General features: G+C 72.6%; 14 protein-coding genes. 8 read left to right on the top strand and 6 right to left on the bottom strand.

Annotation, left to right across the window (positions count from 1 at the left end; all coding sequences use genetic code 11):
* The first annotated feature begins 126 nt into the window (after positions 1 to 126).
* Positions 127 to 1,788: an IclR family transcriptional regulator domain-containing protein gene (locus tag PV364_RS04135; RefSeq protein WP_319658232.1), complete on the top strand. Its 1,662-nt coding sequence runs from the start codon at positions 127 to 129 to the stop codon at positions 1,786 to 1,788.
* A 9-nt stretch (positions 1,789 to 1,797) separates the two neighbouring features.
* Here PV364_RS04135 and PV364_RS04130 read toward each other — a convergent pair whose 3' ends face one another.
* On the bottom strand, positions 1,798 to 2,346 hold the full coding sequence (locus PV364_RS04130; protein WP_319658231.1) for a hypothetical protein: 549 nt from the start codon (positions 2,344 to 2,346) through the stop codon (positions 1,798 to 1,800).
* A gap of 382 nt (positions 2,347 to 2,728) precedes the next feature.
* Here PV364_RS04130 and PV364_RS04125 point away from each other — a divergent pair, with 382 nt between their 5' ends.
* Complete coding sequence (locus PV364_RS04125; protein ID WP_319658230.1) at positions 2,729 to 3,664, top strand: hypothetical protein; 936 nt, start codon at positions 2,729 to 2,731, stop codon at positions 3,662 to 3,664.
* A gap of 9 nt (positions 3,665 to 3,673) precedes the next feature.
* Here PV364_RS04125 and PV364_RS04120 read toward each other — a convergent pair whose 3' ends face one another.
* Positions 3,674 to 4,276 (bottom strand): nitroreductase family protein, encoded by a 603-nt coding sequence (locus PV364_RS04120; RefSeq protein WP_319658229.1) that lies wholly within the window; start codon positions 4,274 to 4,276, stop codon positions 3,674 to 3,676.
* Between the two features lie 155 nt (positions 4,277 to 4,431).
* Positions 4,432 to 5,835, bottom strand: coding sequence for a peptidase C39 family protein (locus PV364_RS04115; RefSeq protein WP_319658228.1), 1,404 nt, complete (start codon positions 5,833 to 5,835; stop codon positions 4,432 to 4,434).
* 287 nt (positions 5,836 to 6,122) lie between these two features.
* Between PV364_RS04115 and PV364_RS04110 the strand changes: the two genes are divergently transcribed.
* Together PV364_RS04110 and PV364_RS04105 are read left to right on the top strand one after the other, a co-directional pair.
* Positions 6,123 to 7,295, top strand: a complete 1,173-nt coding sequence (locus PV364_RS04110; RefSeq protein WP_319658227.1) for a sialidase family protein — start codon at positions 6,123 to 6,125, stop codon at positions 7,293 to 7,295.
* An 80-nt stretch (positions 7,296 to 7,375) separates the two neighbouring features.
* Positions 7,376 to 7,654 (top strand): chaplin, encoded by a 279-nt coding sequence (locus tag PV364_RS04105; RefSeq protein ID WP_319658226.1) that lies wholly within the window; start codon positions 7,376 to 7,378, stop codon positions 7,652 to 7,654.
* A 126-nt stretch (positions 7,655 to 7,780) separates the two neighbouring features.
* Here PV364_RS04105 and PV364_RS04100 read toward each other — a convergent pair whose 3' ends face one another.
* Genes PV364_RS04100 through PV364_RS04090 form a run of 3 tightly spaced genes read right to left on the bottom strand, consistent with a single transcriptional unit; the run spans position 7,781 to position 11,066 of the window.
* Complete coding sequence (locus PV364_RS04100; RefSeq protein WP_319658225.1) at positions 7,781 to 8,878, bottom strand: low specificity L-threonine aldolase; 1,098 nt, start codon at positions 8,876 to 8,878, stop codon at positions 7,781 to 7,783.
* The gene (locus PV364_RS04095; protein ID WP_319658353.1) at positions 8,857 to 9,621 is read right to left on the bottom strand and encodes an SDR family oxidoreductase; all 765 of its coding nucleotides are present in this window, start codon (positions 9,619 to 9,621) and stop codon (positions 8,857 to 8,859) included. Before PV364_RS04095 ends, PV364_RS04100 begins: the two co-directional genes overlap by 22 nt.
* 26 nt (positions 9,622 to 9,647) lie before the next feature.
* On the bottom strand, positions 9,648 to 11,066 hold the full coding sequence (locus tag PV364_RS04090) for a DUF6421 family protein (protein WP_319658224.1): 1,419 nt from the start codon (positions 11,064 to 11,066) through the stop codon (positions 9,648 to 9,650).
* 233 nt (positions 11,067 to 11,299) lie between these two features.
* Here PV364_RS04090 and PV364_RS04085 point away from each other — a divergent pair, with 233 nt between their 5' ends.
* The 4 genes from PV364_RS04085 to PV364_RS04070 all read left to right on the top strand — a co-directional run bounded on the left by PV364_RS04085 (position 11,300) and on the right by PV364_RS04070 (position 14,627).
* Positions 11,300 to 11,995, top strand: coding sequence for a glycerophosphodiester phosphodiesterase (locus PV364_RS04085; protein ID WP_319658223.1), 696 nt, complete (start codon positions 11,300 to 11,302; stop codon positions 11,993 to 11,995).
* A gap of 90 nt (positions 11,996 to 12,085) precedes the next feature.
* A complete protein-coding gene (locus PV364_RS04080) occupies positions 12,086 to 13,000 on the top strand; it encodes an ABC transporter substrate-binding protein (protein ID WP_319658222.1) in 915 nt (304 codons plus the stop codon).
* Positions 12,997 to 13,878, top strand: coding sequence for an amino acid ABC transporter permease (locus PV364_RS04075; protein WP_319658221.1), 882 nt, complete (start codon positions 12,997 to 12,999; stop codon positions 13,876 to 13,878). The genes PV364_RS04080 and PV364_RS04075 overlap by 4 nt, the downstream gene beginning before the upstream one ends.
* Positions 13,875 to 14,627, top strand: a complete 753-nt coding sequence (locus tag PV364_RS04070; protein ID WP_319658220.1) for an amino acid ABC transporter ATP-binding protein — start codon at positions 13,875 to 13,877, stop codon at positions 14,625 to 14,627. Before PV364_RS04075 ends, PV364_RS04070 begins: the two co-directional genes overlap by 4 nt.
* Positions 14,628 to 14,634: the final 7 nt, after the last annotated feature.

Genomic DNA, 14,634 nt, shown 5'->3' with positions numbered 1-14,634 from the left:
ACCTCTTGTTCGTCCAGTGAACTTAAGTTCACAATCTTCCGTGGCCGAGTCTGATCCTCGGTGCCCGCTCTGTCAACGTTTCGGGGCGGTACGGTTTCGACGACATATCTCCATGCTGGAGCGCCGATGACATCCCCCGCACTCGTGACCGCTCCCCCGCCGCAGGAGGCCGTGGGCCCCCTCATCCGGGGGCTCGCCGTGCTGCGCGGGCTCGCGGCGGCCGACGGACGGCGCTCGGTGGGCGACCTGGTACGCGACACCGGGCTCGCCCGCTCCACCGTGGACCGGGTGGTCAGCACGCTCACCCGCACCGGCTACCTGCGCCTGGAGGGCCGGGACGCGGTCCTCGCGCCCCGGCTGATGGAACTGGGCAACGCCTACCTGGCCGCCAGCCGGCTGCCCGAGGTCCTGGGACCGCTCGCCGACGCGCTGGCGGACGGCCTGGACGAGTCGGTGTCCATCGCGGTGCCCGACGGGGACGGGGTGCGCTTCGTCCACCAGGTCACCCGGCGCCGCGCCATGTCGCTGACCTTCCGGCTGGGGGATCTGCTGCCCGCCGAACGGGGCGCCCCCGGTGCGCTGTTCGCCTCCGGGTGGGGCGAGGCGGAGTGGGACGGCTGGCGGCTGCGCCGGGCGTCCGACCCGCACGGCGCGGGCTTCCCCGCGCTGCCCGACGGGCACGGCGAGGGCGCCGACTCCTTCGAGGAACGCGTCCGGGCCGCCCGCGAGCACGGCTGGTCGGCGGACGACCAGCTCATCGAGCCCGGTCTGATCGCCGTCGCGGTACCGGTGCGCGACCCGGCCGGCGCCGCGGTGTGCGCGGTGAGCGTGGTCAGCCACACCAGCCGGCACAGCGCTGCGTCGCTGCGGGAAGCGGTGCTGCCCCGGCTGCGCGAGACCGTCGCCGCGATGGAACGCTCCCTCGCGGCCCCCGCCGGCCGGCCCGCCGCCGTGCCGGCCGGCCCCACCCCGGCGGCATGGACGCGGGCCTCCAAGCAGGAACTCGGACCCGAGTTCGTGGAGTCCCTGGCGCGCGGGCTCACCGTGCTCACCGCCTTCGGCGAGGGCAGCGCCGCACTGTCCCTGACCGCCGTCGCCGAGGCGACCGGCCTGGCCAGGGCCACCGCGCGCCGCTCCCTGATCACCCTGGAGCACCTGGGCTACGTCGCCTCCGAGGACCGGCTCTTCCGGCTCACCCCGCACGTGCTGGAGCTCGGCTGCGCCCACCTGTCCCGGCTGACCCTGTCCCAGATCGCCGGGCCGCACCTGGTCGGCCTCGTGGAGCGCGTGCACGACTCCGCCTCCATGGCCGTACTGTCGGGCGCGGACATCCAGTACGTGGCCAGGGTCCCCACCGTCCGCATCATGAGCGTCAACATCACCGTCGGCACCCGCTTCCCCGCCTACGCCACCGCCATGGGCCGGGTCCTGCTCGCGGGCCTGCCCGCCCACGAGCGCGCCGGGCTCCTCGCGCACACCGATCGTGCCGCGCTCACCCCGCACACCGTCACGGACGCGCGGGCCCTGAACGACGTCCTCGACGTGGTCGCCGCCGACGGCCACGCGCTGGTGAGCGAGGAACTGGAGGAGGGCCTGCGGTCCATCGCGGTCCCCGTCCGGGACGGCACCGGTCGCGTCGTCGCCGCCGTCAACGTCTCGATGCACGCCAGCCGCCGCACCGTCGAGCAGTCCCGCGCCGACCTCCTCCCCCCGCTCCGGGCGGCCGCCTCCCGCATCGAGGAGGATCTGCGCGTGGTGGGCCGCTACGCCCGCGTCGCCGTCTCGTGACCGGCCGCCTCACGACGGGGGCGAGGGTGCGCCGTCCCCGTGGGACGGATCCACATTCCACTCGCCGGGCAGGGCGCTCCCGCAGAAGACGCACACGAAGTCGTCCTCGCGCACGATGCCGCGCTCCCCGCAGCCGGTGCAGCGGCGGAAGACCACCGCGTGCGTGAAACCTGACGGGCGGCCGAGGCCCGCGCGGTCCAGGGCGCGGGCGACGGAGGACCACGAGGGGGTGTCGGGGCAGTAGCCGGTCGAGAGGTTGCTCACCTCGGCGGCCGCCCATGTCCCGGAGGTCTCGCGCAAGGCGATCTCCCCGGCACCCAGGACCTCCCCGCCGTCCGCGCACGCGACGTGCTCGCTGCGGCGCGGCGCCAGGCGCAGCACACCGGCGACGTCGACGACGTAGGTGAAGGGCTCGGCCAGGTCCGCCGCCGTCTGTTCCTCGGCCCAGGCGGCGAGGTCGGCCGCGTCGCGGATCGGGCGCCCGGTGCCCCCGGGCCGGACGGCGGCTCGCAGGTCCGCCGGTCCCACGTAGCGGTAGCGCCGCACCCCCTGGTCCACGGCGTCACCTTGACATCCTCTCCGTCCTGAAGGAAGGAGATTCCCGCCTGCCTGCCGGTGGACACCGGCTGGGGCCTCGGGTGGGTCCCTGTTTCTTCGCGCTGCGCCGGTACGAGTACCGGTCCTACCCGCGCTCCGCAGGCCGATACGGCCAGTCCGGCCGCCTTCGCGACGACGACCGTCGTACGCCGGTACATCGAGAGCCGGAAGCGGCCTGCCTGACCGTCACGCCGGAGCCGTAGCGGCATCCGCCGCCTCGCGGCTCCGGGCCGAGGACGGCCTTCACCCCCGCCCCAAAGGACGGAGTACTGGCCAGGATCAGAGGTGGAAGATCCCTCGCACCGGGGGAACCACGCCGGCCGGGCGTGCGTGATCACAGGACGTGATCCCGAAGAACGTGGCAGCGCCGGCACTCGTGCACCTCACCGCGGTGTGGTTCGTGGGCTGTGCGCTCACCGCGATCGGGTTCGAGGCGGTGCTGTTCGGGTTGTTCACCGGTGGCGCCGCGGCGGGGGTGGCCGCCGCCGCCTGCTGGGCGCCGTTCGCGGTGGCGCTGCTCGCGGCGCCGGGGTTCGCGGCGCGCCGGCTGAGCCCGGTGACGGGCCGGCGCGGCGGGGTGTGGGCATGGTCGGTCGGGGTGTTCGGTGCGGGCACGGCCGGAGTGCTGATCGCCGTGGCGGTGCGCCTGCATGTCGACGGGCTGCGGAACGGCTTCGTGCTCTGCGTCTCCGGAGGGGTCTGCTACGCCCTCGCCGCCGCGCTTCTCCTGCCCGGCGCCCGGACCCGGATCGCCGCCGTCACGGCGGCCGCGGTGTTCGCGGCCGCCGGGGCCTGGACCGCGTGGGATGCCGGGCGGCTGCCCACCCTCGACGCGTGGATCCGCGCGAACGGTGTGGACCGCGGCCTGCTGCGCGTGGGCGACCCGCCGCCGGGCTACACGCTGCGGGTCCTCGGCGCGGGCGAGGACGGCTTCGGCGCCGACTACGAACGCCCGGGAACGACGGCCATGCACCTGGCCGTCGAACGCGCCGGCCACGACACCCGGCGCGTGGACGCGCGCGGCTGCCCGGTCCCTTTCGGCGGGACGATCCGCTGCACCGGCGACGGCGGGGGCCGACGGCTCGTCACGTACGAGGGCGCCTACGAACGACAGGAACTGCGGCTGCGGCGCGGCGGCCTGGTCTGCACCGTGACCCTGTACGGCCCCGGCCCCCGACCCGGGTCCGGACTCCCGGCCGCCCGCCGCGTGCTGTCGACCCTCCGGCCCGCGACCGACGCCGAACTCGCTCCGCTGGTACGGCTGCCCCTGCGCGGATGACGCGGCCCGTCACGCCGGGCGCAGGTCGACCGGCTCGCCCCAGGCACCGGAGAAGAAGCTCTCGTCCAGGGGCCGCCGGTGGCGCGGGGCGGTCTCGCGGGCCCGCAGGGAGTCGTCCAGGCGTTCCGGGTCGGCGACCGCGCCGACGGCGATGACGGCGAGCGGACGGAATCCGTCGGGGATGCCGAAGGCGGTGGCGAGGCGGCCGGCGTCGAAGCCGCTCATCTGGTGGGCGTGGAGGCCCTCCGCGTGCGCCTGGGTGGTCAGTTGGGCGGCGGCCAGCCCCGTGTCGTAGGCGGCCGTGGGGACCGGTGCGCCGTCCGCCCCGGACTCGGCGGCGACGGCGACGATCAGGACGGACGCGTCGCCGGCCCACCGCTGGTTGAAGCCGACGAGGGCACCGTGCACCGCCTTGAAGGTGGCGTCGCCGCGCCGGCCGACGAGGAACCGCCAGGGCTGGACGTTGAACGCGGACGCCGCCCAGCGGGCGGCCTCCAGCAGGGAGGCGAGCTGTCCGCCGCCGAGTGTGTGCGCGGGGTCGAAGGACCGGGGGCTCCAGCGCTCGGCGAGCAGCGGGTGCACGGGGACCGAGGTGAGGGCGCGGTGCGGCATGTGTGGACTCCTGTCGGCAGAGAGCCGGCCGGGGCATCGTGGTGCCCCATCCGCTCAGCGGGCCGGACCCGCACCGGAATTCCCGCTTCCGCTGCTTTCCAGGGCCCGCGGCGGTGATTTCACACGGCCGCAACAGTGCCGGGCCCGGGCCGGGCTCAGAGCACCCCGATCCGGTGCAGCACCCGGCTTTGGGCCGGGGACGGCCACAACGGCCAGGACAGGTAGCAGACGCCGCCGGTGCCGCTGCGGACCTGGCCGTCGGCGGCGTAGCGCTTCGTCCTCAGCCAGTTGGTCTCGAACTGCTCCCGCCGGTAGACCCGGCGCACCGCCTCGTCGTCCCGGCTCGCGGGGTCGTTGACGACCACATCGCCCTCAGGGGTGAATCCGATGACGCACATCAGATGGCCGGAGGTGCCGTAGCCGGCCCCGTCCAGCTCGGTGGCGAGGAAGGACTGGGACGTCATCACCGGGATGCCGGCCCGGATCAGCCGCTCCACGTCGTGCAGGCCGTGCAGACGCGTCACGGTCGCGACGAGGTCCCGGTAGGTGGCGGTGTAGGCGGTGTTGAAGGGCCAGTTGCCGCAGCCCTCGTACTGGTAGTCGTAGGTGGAGCGGGCGGCGTGGTCGACCTGCGGGTCCTCGTAGGAGGGGTCGACCCAGGCGAGGTCGTCCTCGTCCGGTCCCCGGCCCCAGTACTCGATGACCATCTGCGAGGAGGTGGGGCTGCACCAGGCCTCGCCGCCGTTGTCGTACTCGGGGTACTGGCCCTTGTGGATCTCCTGGGAGTAGCGCGGCACGGGCAGTTCGATGCCGCGGGCGACACCGGGCCCGGAGGGGGGCACGGTGAAGCGGTCGGGGATGTCGGAGGCCATCGCGCCGACCCGCCAGACGGTGGGGGTGGCGTCGCTGCCGGGGCGGCGCAGGAGGGTGAGGCGCAGGCGGTACCAGGCCAGGCGCACGCCGGAGGCGGGGTCGTCGATCGCGAGGGTGTCGGTCGAGACGCTGCTCTTGGCGTCGGTCTGGCCGTCCACCGAGGTGCGCCGGATGTCGGCGTCGCCGGACGCCCAGCGGCCCATGACGTACCAGGGGGTCATGCTGCCGTCGGTGTAGGTGGCGCACAGCTCGACCTGGATCCAGGTGTCCGCGGGGGTCCGGGCGTTCCAGGAGGCGACGATCTCGGTCGCGGGACTGCGCGGGGTGTGGACCGGTGACGTCCACGTGGCGGTCTCCCACGTCTCGGTGATCCCGGTGTGCGGGTCGGCGTACTCCAGGACGCCCGAGGGCCTGCCGATGGCGATCCCGGGGCGGGGACCGGGCTCGACGCAGGTGCCGCTGCCGTCACCGCTGTGCCAGTCGGACCAGCGGGTCCATGCGTGGTGGTCCACGGAGGCCTCGTCGTGATCGCCGTACGGGTGCCGGCCGGGTCGGCCGCCGGACGGGCCGGGCTCGCAGGGGCGGCGGTCCCCGCCGGTCGCTGCGAGGGCCCGCGGAGTGGCCGCGGCGGTCGCGGCCACGAGGGCGCCGACCAGCATCGTACGGCGTGGGGCGGGTCGTGTCATGAACGGTCCCCCTGTCATGAGCACGGACGCCGGTTTCTCAACTGTCGTCCCGCGCGCGCCTCTCGACCATCACTTCCCGGCACATTGGAGCACGGTCCGTGGTGGATACCATGGAATGCAGCCAAGGGACACGCCAAAAAAGTGTCAAGGATATCCGCACCGTTTCGCGCGCATTACTCATATTGACTTACCGGAAAAAACGCGAACGGAGTGTCATCCACGCACCCCGCATGGCGGATGAGAATCTTGCGCTTCTGGCCATGTCGACGCCGTCCGGAGGAAGCCTGATGACACTCGGTGCCGTCAGAAGCAAGCGCACACTGGCCGGTCTGGCCGTCCTGTTCACCGGGGCGGCGGGCTGGCAGGCGCCGGCCGGAGAGGCGGCCGTGGCACCCACCGCCCAATGCGCCACGTCCGTGCCGTTCCGCTCCGGCACCGGCGGTTACCACACCTTCCGTATCCCGGCCGTGCTGCGGATCGGCAAGAGCACCGTGCTGGCGTTCGCCGAGGGCCGCCGTACGTCGGCGGACGACGAGGGGGACATCGACGTGGTGCTGCGCCGCTCCCTGGACGGCGGCTGCACCTGGCAGGCCATGCGCGTCGTCGCCCGCGGCGCCGGTGAGACGTTCGGCAACCCCACCCCGGTGGCCGACCCGAAGACCGGCCGCATCGTGCTGCTGATCTGCCGCACCGTCGGAAATCTGACGAAGGCTCAACTCGGCGGCAGCTCCAAGGCGGTCTACGACGCCCGGCAGGTCTGGGAACTGCACAGCGACTCCGGCGGGGCCAAGTGGTCCGCGCCCCGGCAGATCACCAGCAGCGTCAAACCCGACAACTGGCGCTGGTACGCCACCGGGCCCGGCCACGCCATCGCGCTGCGCAACGGCCCGCACGCAGGACGCCTGCTCGTGCCGGCCAACCACACCGCCGTCGTCGACGGCGAGGTGGTGCACGGCGCCCACTCCCTCTACAGCGACGACCACGGCAAGACCTGGCACATCGGGTTCGTCGAGGAGGTCCCGGGCGGCTGGATCAATCTCAACGAGACCACCATGGCCGAGCTGCCGGACGGCCGGATCTACATCAACAGCCGTGACGACGGCGGCTTCTCCAACGCCTCGCGCGCCAACGCCTACAGCACCGACGGCGGAGAGAGCGTGGAGGGCAGCTTCGAGCCCCAGGAGGCCATCGAGGGGCCGGAGGTGCAGGGCAGCGTCCTGCAGCTGCCGGGCGGGCTGCTGCTGTACTCCGGACCGTCCGATCCGGGGGCGCGCGCCGCCATGGAGGTCCGGGCCAGCGCCGACGGCGGCATCTACTGGGAACCGGCCCTGCTGACGAGTAGTCACCCGGCCGCGTACTCCGACCTGGTGGACTTGGGGGGTGGCACGGTGGGGCTGCTCTACGAGACGGGAACCACTTCTCCGTACGAGACCCTGACCTTCACCCGGTTCACCACGTGACCGGACCGGCGGGCGCACACATTCGGGTGGCGCCGCACGTCGTCGGACGGGGTCACCAACGAATTTCGAAGGAGAACGCCATGAAGCGCATCGCGAAGGCCGCGGCCCTGTCCGCCGTCGCCGGTGTGACCGTGCTCGGTGCCGCCACCGGCGCCGTCGCCGGCGGCCACGGCGGCGGTTTCGGCGGCCACGGCGGTGGCGGTGCCAACGCGCGGGCCGCCGCCATCGGCTCGCCCGGCATTCTGAGCGGCAACATCGTCCAGGTGCCCGTCAACATCCCGATCAACGTCTGCGGCAACGGCATCAACGCCGTCGCGCTGCTCAACCCGGTGGCCGGCAACGTCTGCGTCAACCGCTGACACCGCGAGAACGGCGCGAGGGGCGTACCGGGATCGTCCGGTACGCCCCTCGGCGTTCTCCAGCAGTTCCGCGGCGGCCTTTCCCGGGGAATTCGTTCCCCGGGAAATTCTCCCCCGGGGAACCGCTCACACGGATTGCGCGGCCATTTCCTCGGCCAGCGCAGCCGCGAAGGAGTCCACGTCCTCCTCGGTGGTGTCGAAGGAGCACATCCAGCGCACCTCGCCGGTGGCCTCGTCCCAGAAGTAGAAGCGGTAGCGCTTCTGCAGCCGCTCGCCGACCTCGCGCGGGAGCAGCGCGAAGACGGCGTTCGCCTGGACCGGGCGGACGACCGTCACCCCGTCCACCTCCCGCACGGCCGCCTCCAGGCGGCGGGCCATCGCGTTGGCGTGGCGGGCGCTGCGCAGCCAGAGGTCGCCCGTGAGCAGCGCCTCGAACTGCACCGAGACGAAGCGCATCTTCGAGGCGAGCTGCATGGACAGTTTGCGCAGATGCTTCATCGCCCGGACCCGTTCCGGGTTCAGCACCACGACGCACTCGCCGAACAGCAGCCCGTTCTTGGTGCCGCCGAAGGACAGCACGTCCACGCCCGCGTCGGTGGTGAACTCGCGCAGGGGCACGCCGAGGGTGGCGGCCGCGTTCGCGATCCGCGAGCCGTCCAGGTGGACGGCGAGACCGCGCTCGTGCGCGTGCTCGCAGATCGCCCGGATCTCCTCGGGGGTGTAGCAGGTGCCCAGCTCGGTGGTCTGGGTGATCGAGACGACCTGCGGCTGGGCGCGGTGCTCGTCGTCGAAGCCCCAGGCCTCCTGGTCGATCAGCTCGGGGGTCAGCTTGCCGTCCGGGGTGGCCACGGTGAGCAGCTTCAGACCGCCCATGCGCTCCGGGGCGCCGCCCTCGTCCACGTGGATGTGGGCGGAGGCCGCACAGATCACCGCGCCCCAGCGCTCGGTGAGCGCCTGCAGACCGACCACGTTGGCGCCGGTGCCGTTGAAGACCGGGAAGGCCTGGGCGCGCGGGCCGAAGTGGGCGCGGAAGACGTCCTGCAGGTGCAGGGTGTACTCGTCCTCGCCGTAGGCGACCTGGTGGCCGCCGTTGGCGAGGGCGATCGCCGCCAGCACCTCGGGGTGGACGCCCGCGTAGTTGTCGCTCGCGAAGCCGCGGGTCCGCGGGTCGTGGTGGCGGACGGCGTCCGTACGGGTATCGGTCACGGGCGGGGTGTGAGCCACTGGCGGGTTCCGTTCACTTCCTCGGCGGGCCGGCTCCAGACGTCGGCGACGGCGTCGGCCAGGTCGGTCACATCGGTGAAGCCCGCGAACTTGGCGTTCGGGCGCTCCTTGCGCATCCCATCATGCACGAGGGCCTTGATCACCAGGACGGTGGCGGCCGCGGTCGGCGCCTGCTCCCCCGCCGCCTTGCGGAAGGAGTCGCCGAGCGCCAGCGTCCACGCCTCGGCGGCGGCCTTGGCGGCGGCGTACGCCGCGTTGCCCGCGGTGGGCCGGCTGGCGCCGGCCGCGCTGATCAGTACGTACCGCCCGGCGGGCGCGGCCAGCAGGGCGTCATGGAAGGCGAGCGAGGTGTGCTGGACGGTGCGGATCAGCAGCTTCTCGAGGAAGTCCCAGTCCGCGAGGTCGGTCTCGGGGAAGGACGCGGAACCGCGCCAGCCGCCCACCAGGTGGACCATCCCGTCGACGCGCCCGTGCTCCTTCTCGATCCGGCCGGCCCACTCCTTGGTCGCGGACAGGTCCAGCAGGTCGACCACGTCGCCGGTGATGACGGCGCCGCCCGCGTCGAAGCGCGCCAGGTCGACGGCCTCGGCGAGCCGCTCCGGATTGGCGTCCGCGCCGACCACACGGGCCCCCGCGCGGGCGAGCCGCTGCAGGGTCGCGCGTCCGGCGGGACCGCCGGCCCCCGCCACCGCGATCACGGCCCCGGCCAGGGATCCTCCGGCCGTACCGCCTGCTTCCGTCATCTGCGCCGCCTCCTCCGCTGCGTCGGTCACGCGGCCACCTGACCCGTGCCGTGGGCCGTGATGCCCTTGGTCGAGGCGATCACATCACGGAGCTTCTTGGCCAGGGCCTCGTAGAACATGCTCAGCGGAAACTCGTCCGGCAGCACCTCGTCGACGAGCTTGCGCGGCGGCAGACCGAGGTCCAGGGCGTCCGGTCCCTTGGCCCACACCGAGCCGGGGTGCGGGGAGAGGTAAGTGGAGACGAGGTCGTAGGCGGCGAACCAGTGGACGAGCTTGGGGCGGTCGATGCCGTCCCGGTACAGCTTCTCGATCTCGCCGCAGAGCTGGTTGGTCACCTGCGGGGCGCGCTCCCAGTCGATGCGGAGCTTGTTGTCGGTCCAGCGCACGGCGTCGTGCTTGTGCAGGTACGCGAAGAGCAGCTGGCCGCCGAGCCCGTCGTAGTTGCGGACGCGGTCGCCGGTGACCGGGAAGCGGAAGAGGCGGTCGAAGAGGATCGCGTACTGGAGGTAGCGGCCCATGCCGTGGCCCTCGGCCTCCAGGTTCACGGCCTCCTTGAAGGTCGTGAGGTCGCAGCGCAGCTCCTCCAGGCCGTACATCCAGAACGGCTGGCGCTGCTTGATCATGAAGGGGTCGAAGGGCAGGTCGCCGTGGCTGTGGGTGCGGTCGTGGATCATGTCCCACAGCACGAAGGTCTGCTGGCTGAGCTCCTGGTCCGCCAGCAGCTCCTCGGCGTCCTCGGGCAGCGCCACGCCGAGGGTGTCCACGGCGGCGCGGCTCACGGCGCGGAAGCGGGCGGCCTCGCGGTCGCAGAAGATGCCGCCCCAGGTGAAGCGCTCGGGGGCCTCGCGCACGGCGACGGTCTCGGGGAAGAGCACCGCGGAGTTCGTGTCGTACCCGGGCGTGAAGTCCTCGAAGGTGATCGGCACGAAGAGCGGGTTGTCGTAGCGGGTGCGCTCCAGCTCGGACAGCCACTGCGGCCACACCACGCGCAGCGCGACGGCCTCCAGGTTGCGGTCGGGGTTGCCGTTCTGGGTGTACATCGGGAACACCACGAGGTGCTCCAGGCCGTCGGTGCGCTCGGCGGCGGGGTGGAAGGAGAGCAGGGCGTCCAGGAAGTCCGGGACCGCGTAGCCGCCGTCCGACCAGCGCCGCAGGTCCTTGACCAGGGCCTCGTGGTAGGCGGAGTCGTGCGGGAGCAGCGGGGAGAGTTCCTCCACGGCGCGGACCACGCGGTCCAGCGCGTTGTCGACGACGGCGCGCTGCGGCGCGTCCTGTGCGGAGAAGTCGATGGAGCCGTCCTTGAGCTGCCAGGGGCGGATCTCCTCCACCGCCTGCTTCAGGACCGCCCAGGCCGGGTGCCGGACAACACCGCCGCCGGACACACCGGTCCCGCTGGTGCCCGCGCTGTCGTTCGACGCCGTCGCCGGCGACAGGATTTCCGTCATGACCCCTCCTTCACAGAAGAACCTCTTGTATGGCCACCGTATATAGGCCTGCTTCTTCCGTTCAAGTGCAGGCGGAGGAAAATCTTCCGCTCAGGGCGGCCCTCGCCGCGATTCTTCCTGCGGGCGGGCGCGCCGTTCACCCGGCGTTCGGCCCGCCGCCTCAGGGGCCCGCTAGGCTGCGCGGTGTCCGTGGACCAAACGCAAGCACCAGCACCGGAAGCGAACGAACCGTCTTGAGCTTCTTCACCGTCGGTCACCGCGGTGTCATGGGCGTCGAGCCCGAGAACACCCTCCGCTCCTTCGTCCGCGCCGAGCGGGAGGGACTGGACCAGATCGAGCTCGACCTGCACCTCAGCAAGGACGGCGCCCTGATCGTCATGCACGACGAGAAGGTCGACCGCACCACCGACGGCTCCGGCTTCGTCTCCGATCTCACCCTGGAGGAGCTGCGCGGCCTCGACGCGGGCCGCGGCGAGCGGGTGCCGGTCTTCGAGGAGGTCGTCGACGCGGTCGCGGCGCCCATCCAGGCGGAGATCAAGGACGTCGCCGCCGCCCGTGTCCTCGCGGACGTGCTGCGCGAGCGCGACCTGGTCGAGCGGGTGGACGTGCTGTCCTTCCACGACGCGGCCCTCGCCGAGATCCGCGCCTGCCTGCCGGAGGCCCGCACCGTGCTGGTCGCCGAGGGCCCGATGGGCTCCGAGATCATCCCGCGCGCCCAGGCCGTCGGCGCCCGCCTCGTCAGCCTCAGCCTGCGGCGCATCAGCCTCGCCTTGGTGCAGGAGTGCCACCGCGCCGGCATCTCGGTGATCGCCTGGACGGTCAACACCCCGCGCGAACTCGCCCTCGCCCACGCCCTGGGCCTGGACGGCGCGGTCACCGACGTCCCCAAGGTCAAGCGCGCGGTCGAGACCGGCCTCACGGACTGGTAGCCGGCAACACGCCGGACACAAACGTCCGGCATACGGGATCGCCGCGTTTTGGCGTGGACAGTGCCCGCCCGGCGGTGCCAAGGTCCCGCCATGTCTCACGCTCCCGCCTCCCGGGCGTCCTCGCGCCTCGCCGCCGCGGCGGCCCTCTCCGTCCTCGTCCTCACCGCGGCGGCGTGCGCGCCGCAGGAGGACTCCGCCTCGGGCGACACCAAGGCCGTCACGCCCGGGCCCTCGGGATCCGCGTCCGCCGCCTCGTGCCCGCCTTCCGCACTGCGCACACGCACCTCGGGCAAGCTGACGATCGGCACCGACAACCCGGCCTACGCACCCTGGTTCGAGGACAACGAACCGGCCAACGGCAAGGGCTACGAGTCGGCGGTCGCCTACGCGGTGGCCCGGCGACTCGGCTACGACCGGGCCGCGGTCGACTGGCAGTCGGTCCCCTTCAACAACGCCTTCGCACCCGGCGCCAAGACCTTCGACTTCGACATCAACCAGATCTCGATCACCGACGAGCGCCGCAAGGCCGTGGACTTCTCCTCCGGCTACTACGACGTCCGTCAGGCGGTCATCGCCCTCAAGGGCTCCAAGGCCGCCTCCGCCACGAGCGTCGCGGCGCTGAAGAAGGTGAAGCTGGGTGCCCAGATCGGCACCACGAGCCTCGACGTGATCAACGACGAGATCAGGCCCACCGCGGCCGCGGCCGTCTACCAGAAGAACGACCTCGCGGTCGCCGCGCTCAAGAACGGCCAGGTCGACGCCATCGTGCTCGACCTGCCCACCGCCTTCTACATCACCTCCGCCGAGCTGGAGGACGCCCGGATCGTCGGCCAGTTCGCTACCGGCGGCGGCGCGCAGGAACAGTTCGGCCTCGTCCTGGACAAGGGCAGCCCGCTCACCGCCTGCGTCACCCGGGCCGTCGACGCCCTGCGCTCCGACGGCACCCTGGCGAAGCTCGAACAGCAGTGGCTGTCCGACGCCGTCGACGCGCCGGTGCTCAAGTGACCCTCGGCGAGGACGTCCGCAAGGACCCGCACCCGTACACGCCGTCGGAGCGGCGGATCGCCCGCGAGCGCCACCGCCGTGTCCGGACCCGCCGTTCCGCGGGCATCGCCGCGGCCAGCACCCTCGTCACGGCCGTGCTGCTGTACCTCGGCATCACCCGCTCCCCCGGCTGGCCCCGCGTGCGGGAGACGTTTCTCAGCGGCCACTACGCGCGCGAGGCGCTGCCCAAGGTCCTCGAAGGGCTGCTGCTCAACCTGCGGCTGCTGGTCGTGTGCGGGGCCGTCGTGCTCGTCGTGGGCCTGCTGCTGGCGATCGCGCGCACCCTGCGCGGACCGGTGCTCTTCCCGCTGCGGGCGCTGGCCGTCGTGTACGTCGACTTCTTCCGGGGCCTGCCGCTGATCATCTGCCTGCTGACGGTGATCTACGGCGTCCCGGCCCTCCGCCTCCAAGGTGTGCCCACCGACCCGGTGGTGCTCGGCGGCACCGGGCTGGTGCTCACCTACTCCGCGTACGTGGCCGAGGTGTTCCGGGCCGGTATCGAGAGCGTCCACCCCAGCCAGCGGGCGGCGGCGCGCTCGCTCGGGCTGAGCGGCGCGCAGACCCTCCGGTTCGTCGTGCTCCCACAGGCCGTACGGCGCGTCGTGCCCGCACTCCTGAACGACCTCGTGTCGCTGCAGAAGGACACCGGCCTGGTCTCCATCGCCGGGGCCGTCGACGCCGTCTACGCGGCGCAGATCATCGCCGGCCAGAGCTTCAACTACACCCCCTACATCGTCGCGGGGCTCGTGTTCGTCGCCCTCACCATCCCGATGACCCGCTTCACCGACTGGGTCACCGCGCGGATGAACCGCCGTGAGTCGCAAGGAGGGACCGTATGACCGACGCACCCGTGCTGCGGCTGGAGTCCGTGCGCAAGACCTTCGGCGGCGCACCCGTGCTGCGGGACGTCGACCTGGAGGTGGCGCCGCACAGCGTCACCGTCCTCATCGGCGCGTCCGGCTCCGGCAAGTCCACGCTGCTGCGCTGCGCCAACCTCCTGGAGGAGATCGATGACGGGGCGATCTTCCTGGACGGCGAGGAGATCACCCACCCCCGCGTGAACCCGGACACGGTGCGGCGTCGCGTCGGCGTGGTCTTCCAGGCGTACAACCTCTTCCCGCACATGACCGTGCTGGACAACGTCACCCTCGCACCGCGCCGGGTGCACGGCGTGGCCCGCGCGGAGGCGGAGGCGCGGGCGCACGAACTGCTCGGCCGCCTCGGGCTGGACGGGAAGGCGCGCGAGTACCCGGACCGGCTCAGCGGCGGACAGCAGCAGCGCGTGGCGATCGTCAGGGCCCTGGCGGGCAGGCCCCGGCTGCTGCTCCTCGACGAGATCACCGCCGCGCTCGACCCCGAACTCGTCGGCGAGGTGCTCGGCGTCGTCCGCGACCTGAAGGGGGAGGGGATGACCATGGTGATCGCCACGCACGAAATGGGCTTCGCCCGCGACGTCGCCGACCAGGTGTGCTTCCTGGACGGCGGCGTCGTCCTGGAGCGCGGCACGCCCGAGCAGGTCTTCGGCGCCCCCGAGCAGGAGCGGACCCGGCGCTTCCTGTCGCGGATCGTCGAGGCCGGGCGGCTCTGAGCGTCCG

Source organism: Streptomyces sp. MI02-7b, assembly GCF_033793585.1.
In the GTDB taxonomy this organism is placed as follows: Bacteria; Actinomycetota; Actinomycetes; order Streptomycetales; family Streptomycetaceae; genus Actinacidiphila.
The sequence above is the reverse complement of the archived record's forward strand: the minus strand, read 5'-3'. Positions and strand labels throughout refer to the sequence as shown.

What these genes read in the sequence shown, in the direction of transcription:
- PV364_RS04135 (WP_319658232.1), top strand. Translation starts at nt 127, where the DNA reads ATGACATCCCCCGCACTCGTGACCGCTCCCCCGCCGCAGGAGGCCGTG.
- PV364_RS04120 (WP_319658229.1), bottom strand. Translation starts at nt 4,276, where the DNA reads ATGCCGCACCGCGCCCTCACCTCGGTCCCCGTGCACCCGCTGCTCGCC.
- PV364_RS04115 (WP_319658228.1), bottom strand. Translation starts at nt 5,835, where the DNA reads ATGACACGACCCGCCCCACGCCGTACGATGCTGGTCGGCGCCCTCGTG.
- PV364_RS04110 (WP_319658227.1), top strand. Translation starts at nt 6,123, where the DNA reads ATGACACTCGGTGCCGTCAGAAGCAAGCGCACACTGGCCGGTCTGGCC.
- PV364_RS04105 (WP_319658226.1), top strand. Translation starts at nt 7,376, where the DNA reads ATGAAGCGCATCGCGAAGGCCGCGGCCCTGTCCGCCGTCGCCGGTGTG.
- PV364_RS04095 (WP_319658353.1), bottom strand. Translation starts at nt 9,621, where the DNA reads ATGACGGAAGCAGGCGGTACGGCCGGAGGATCCCTGGCCGGGGCCGTG.
- PV364_RS04090 (WP_319658224.1), bottom strand. Translation starts at nt 11,066, where the DNA reads ATGACGGAAATCCTGTCGCCGGCGACGGCGTCGAACGACAGCGCGGGC.
- PV364_RS04080 (WP_319658222.1), top strand. Translation starts at nt 12,086, where the DNA reads ATGTCTCACGCTCCCGCCTCCCGGGCGTCCTCGCGCCTCGCCGCCGCG.
- PV364_RS04070 (WP_319658220.1), top strand. Translation starts at nt 13,875, where the DNA reads ATGACCGACGCACCCGTGCTGCGGCTGGAGTCCGTGCGCAAGACCTTC.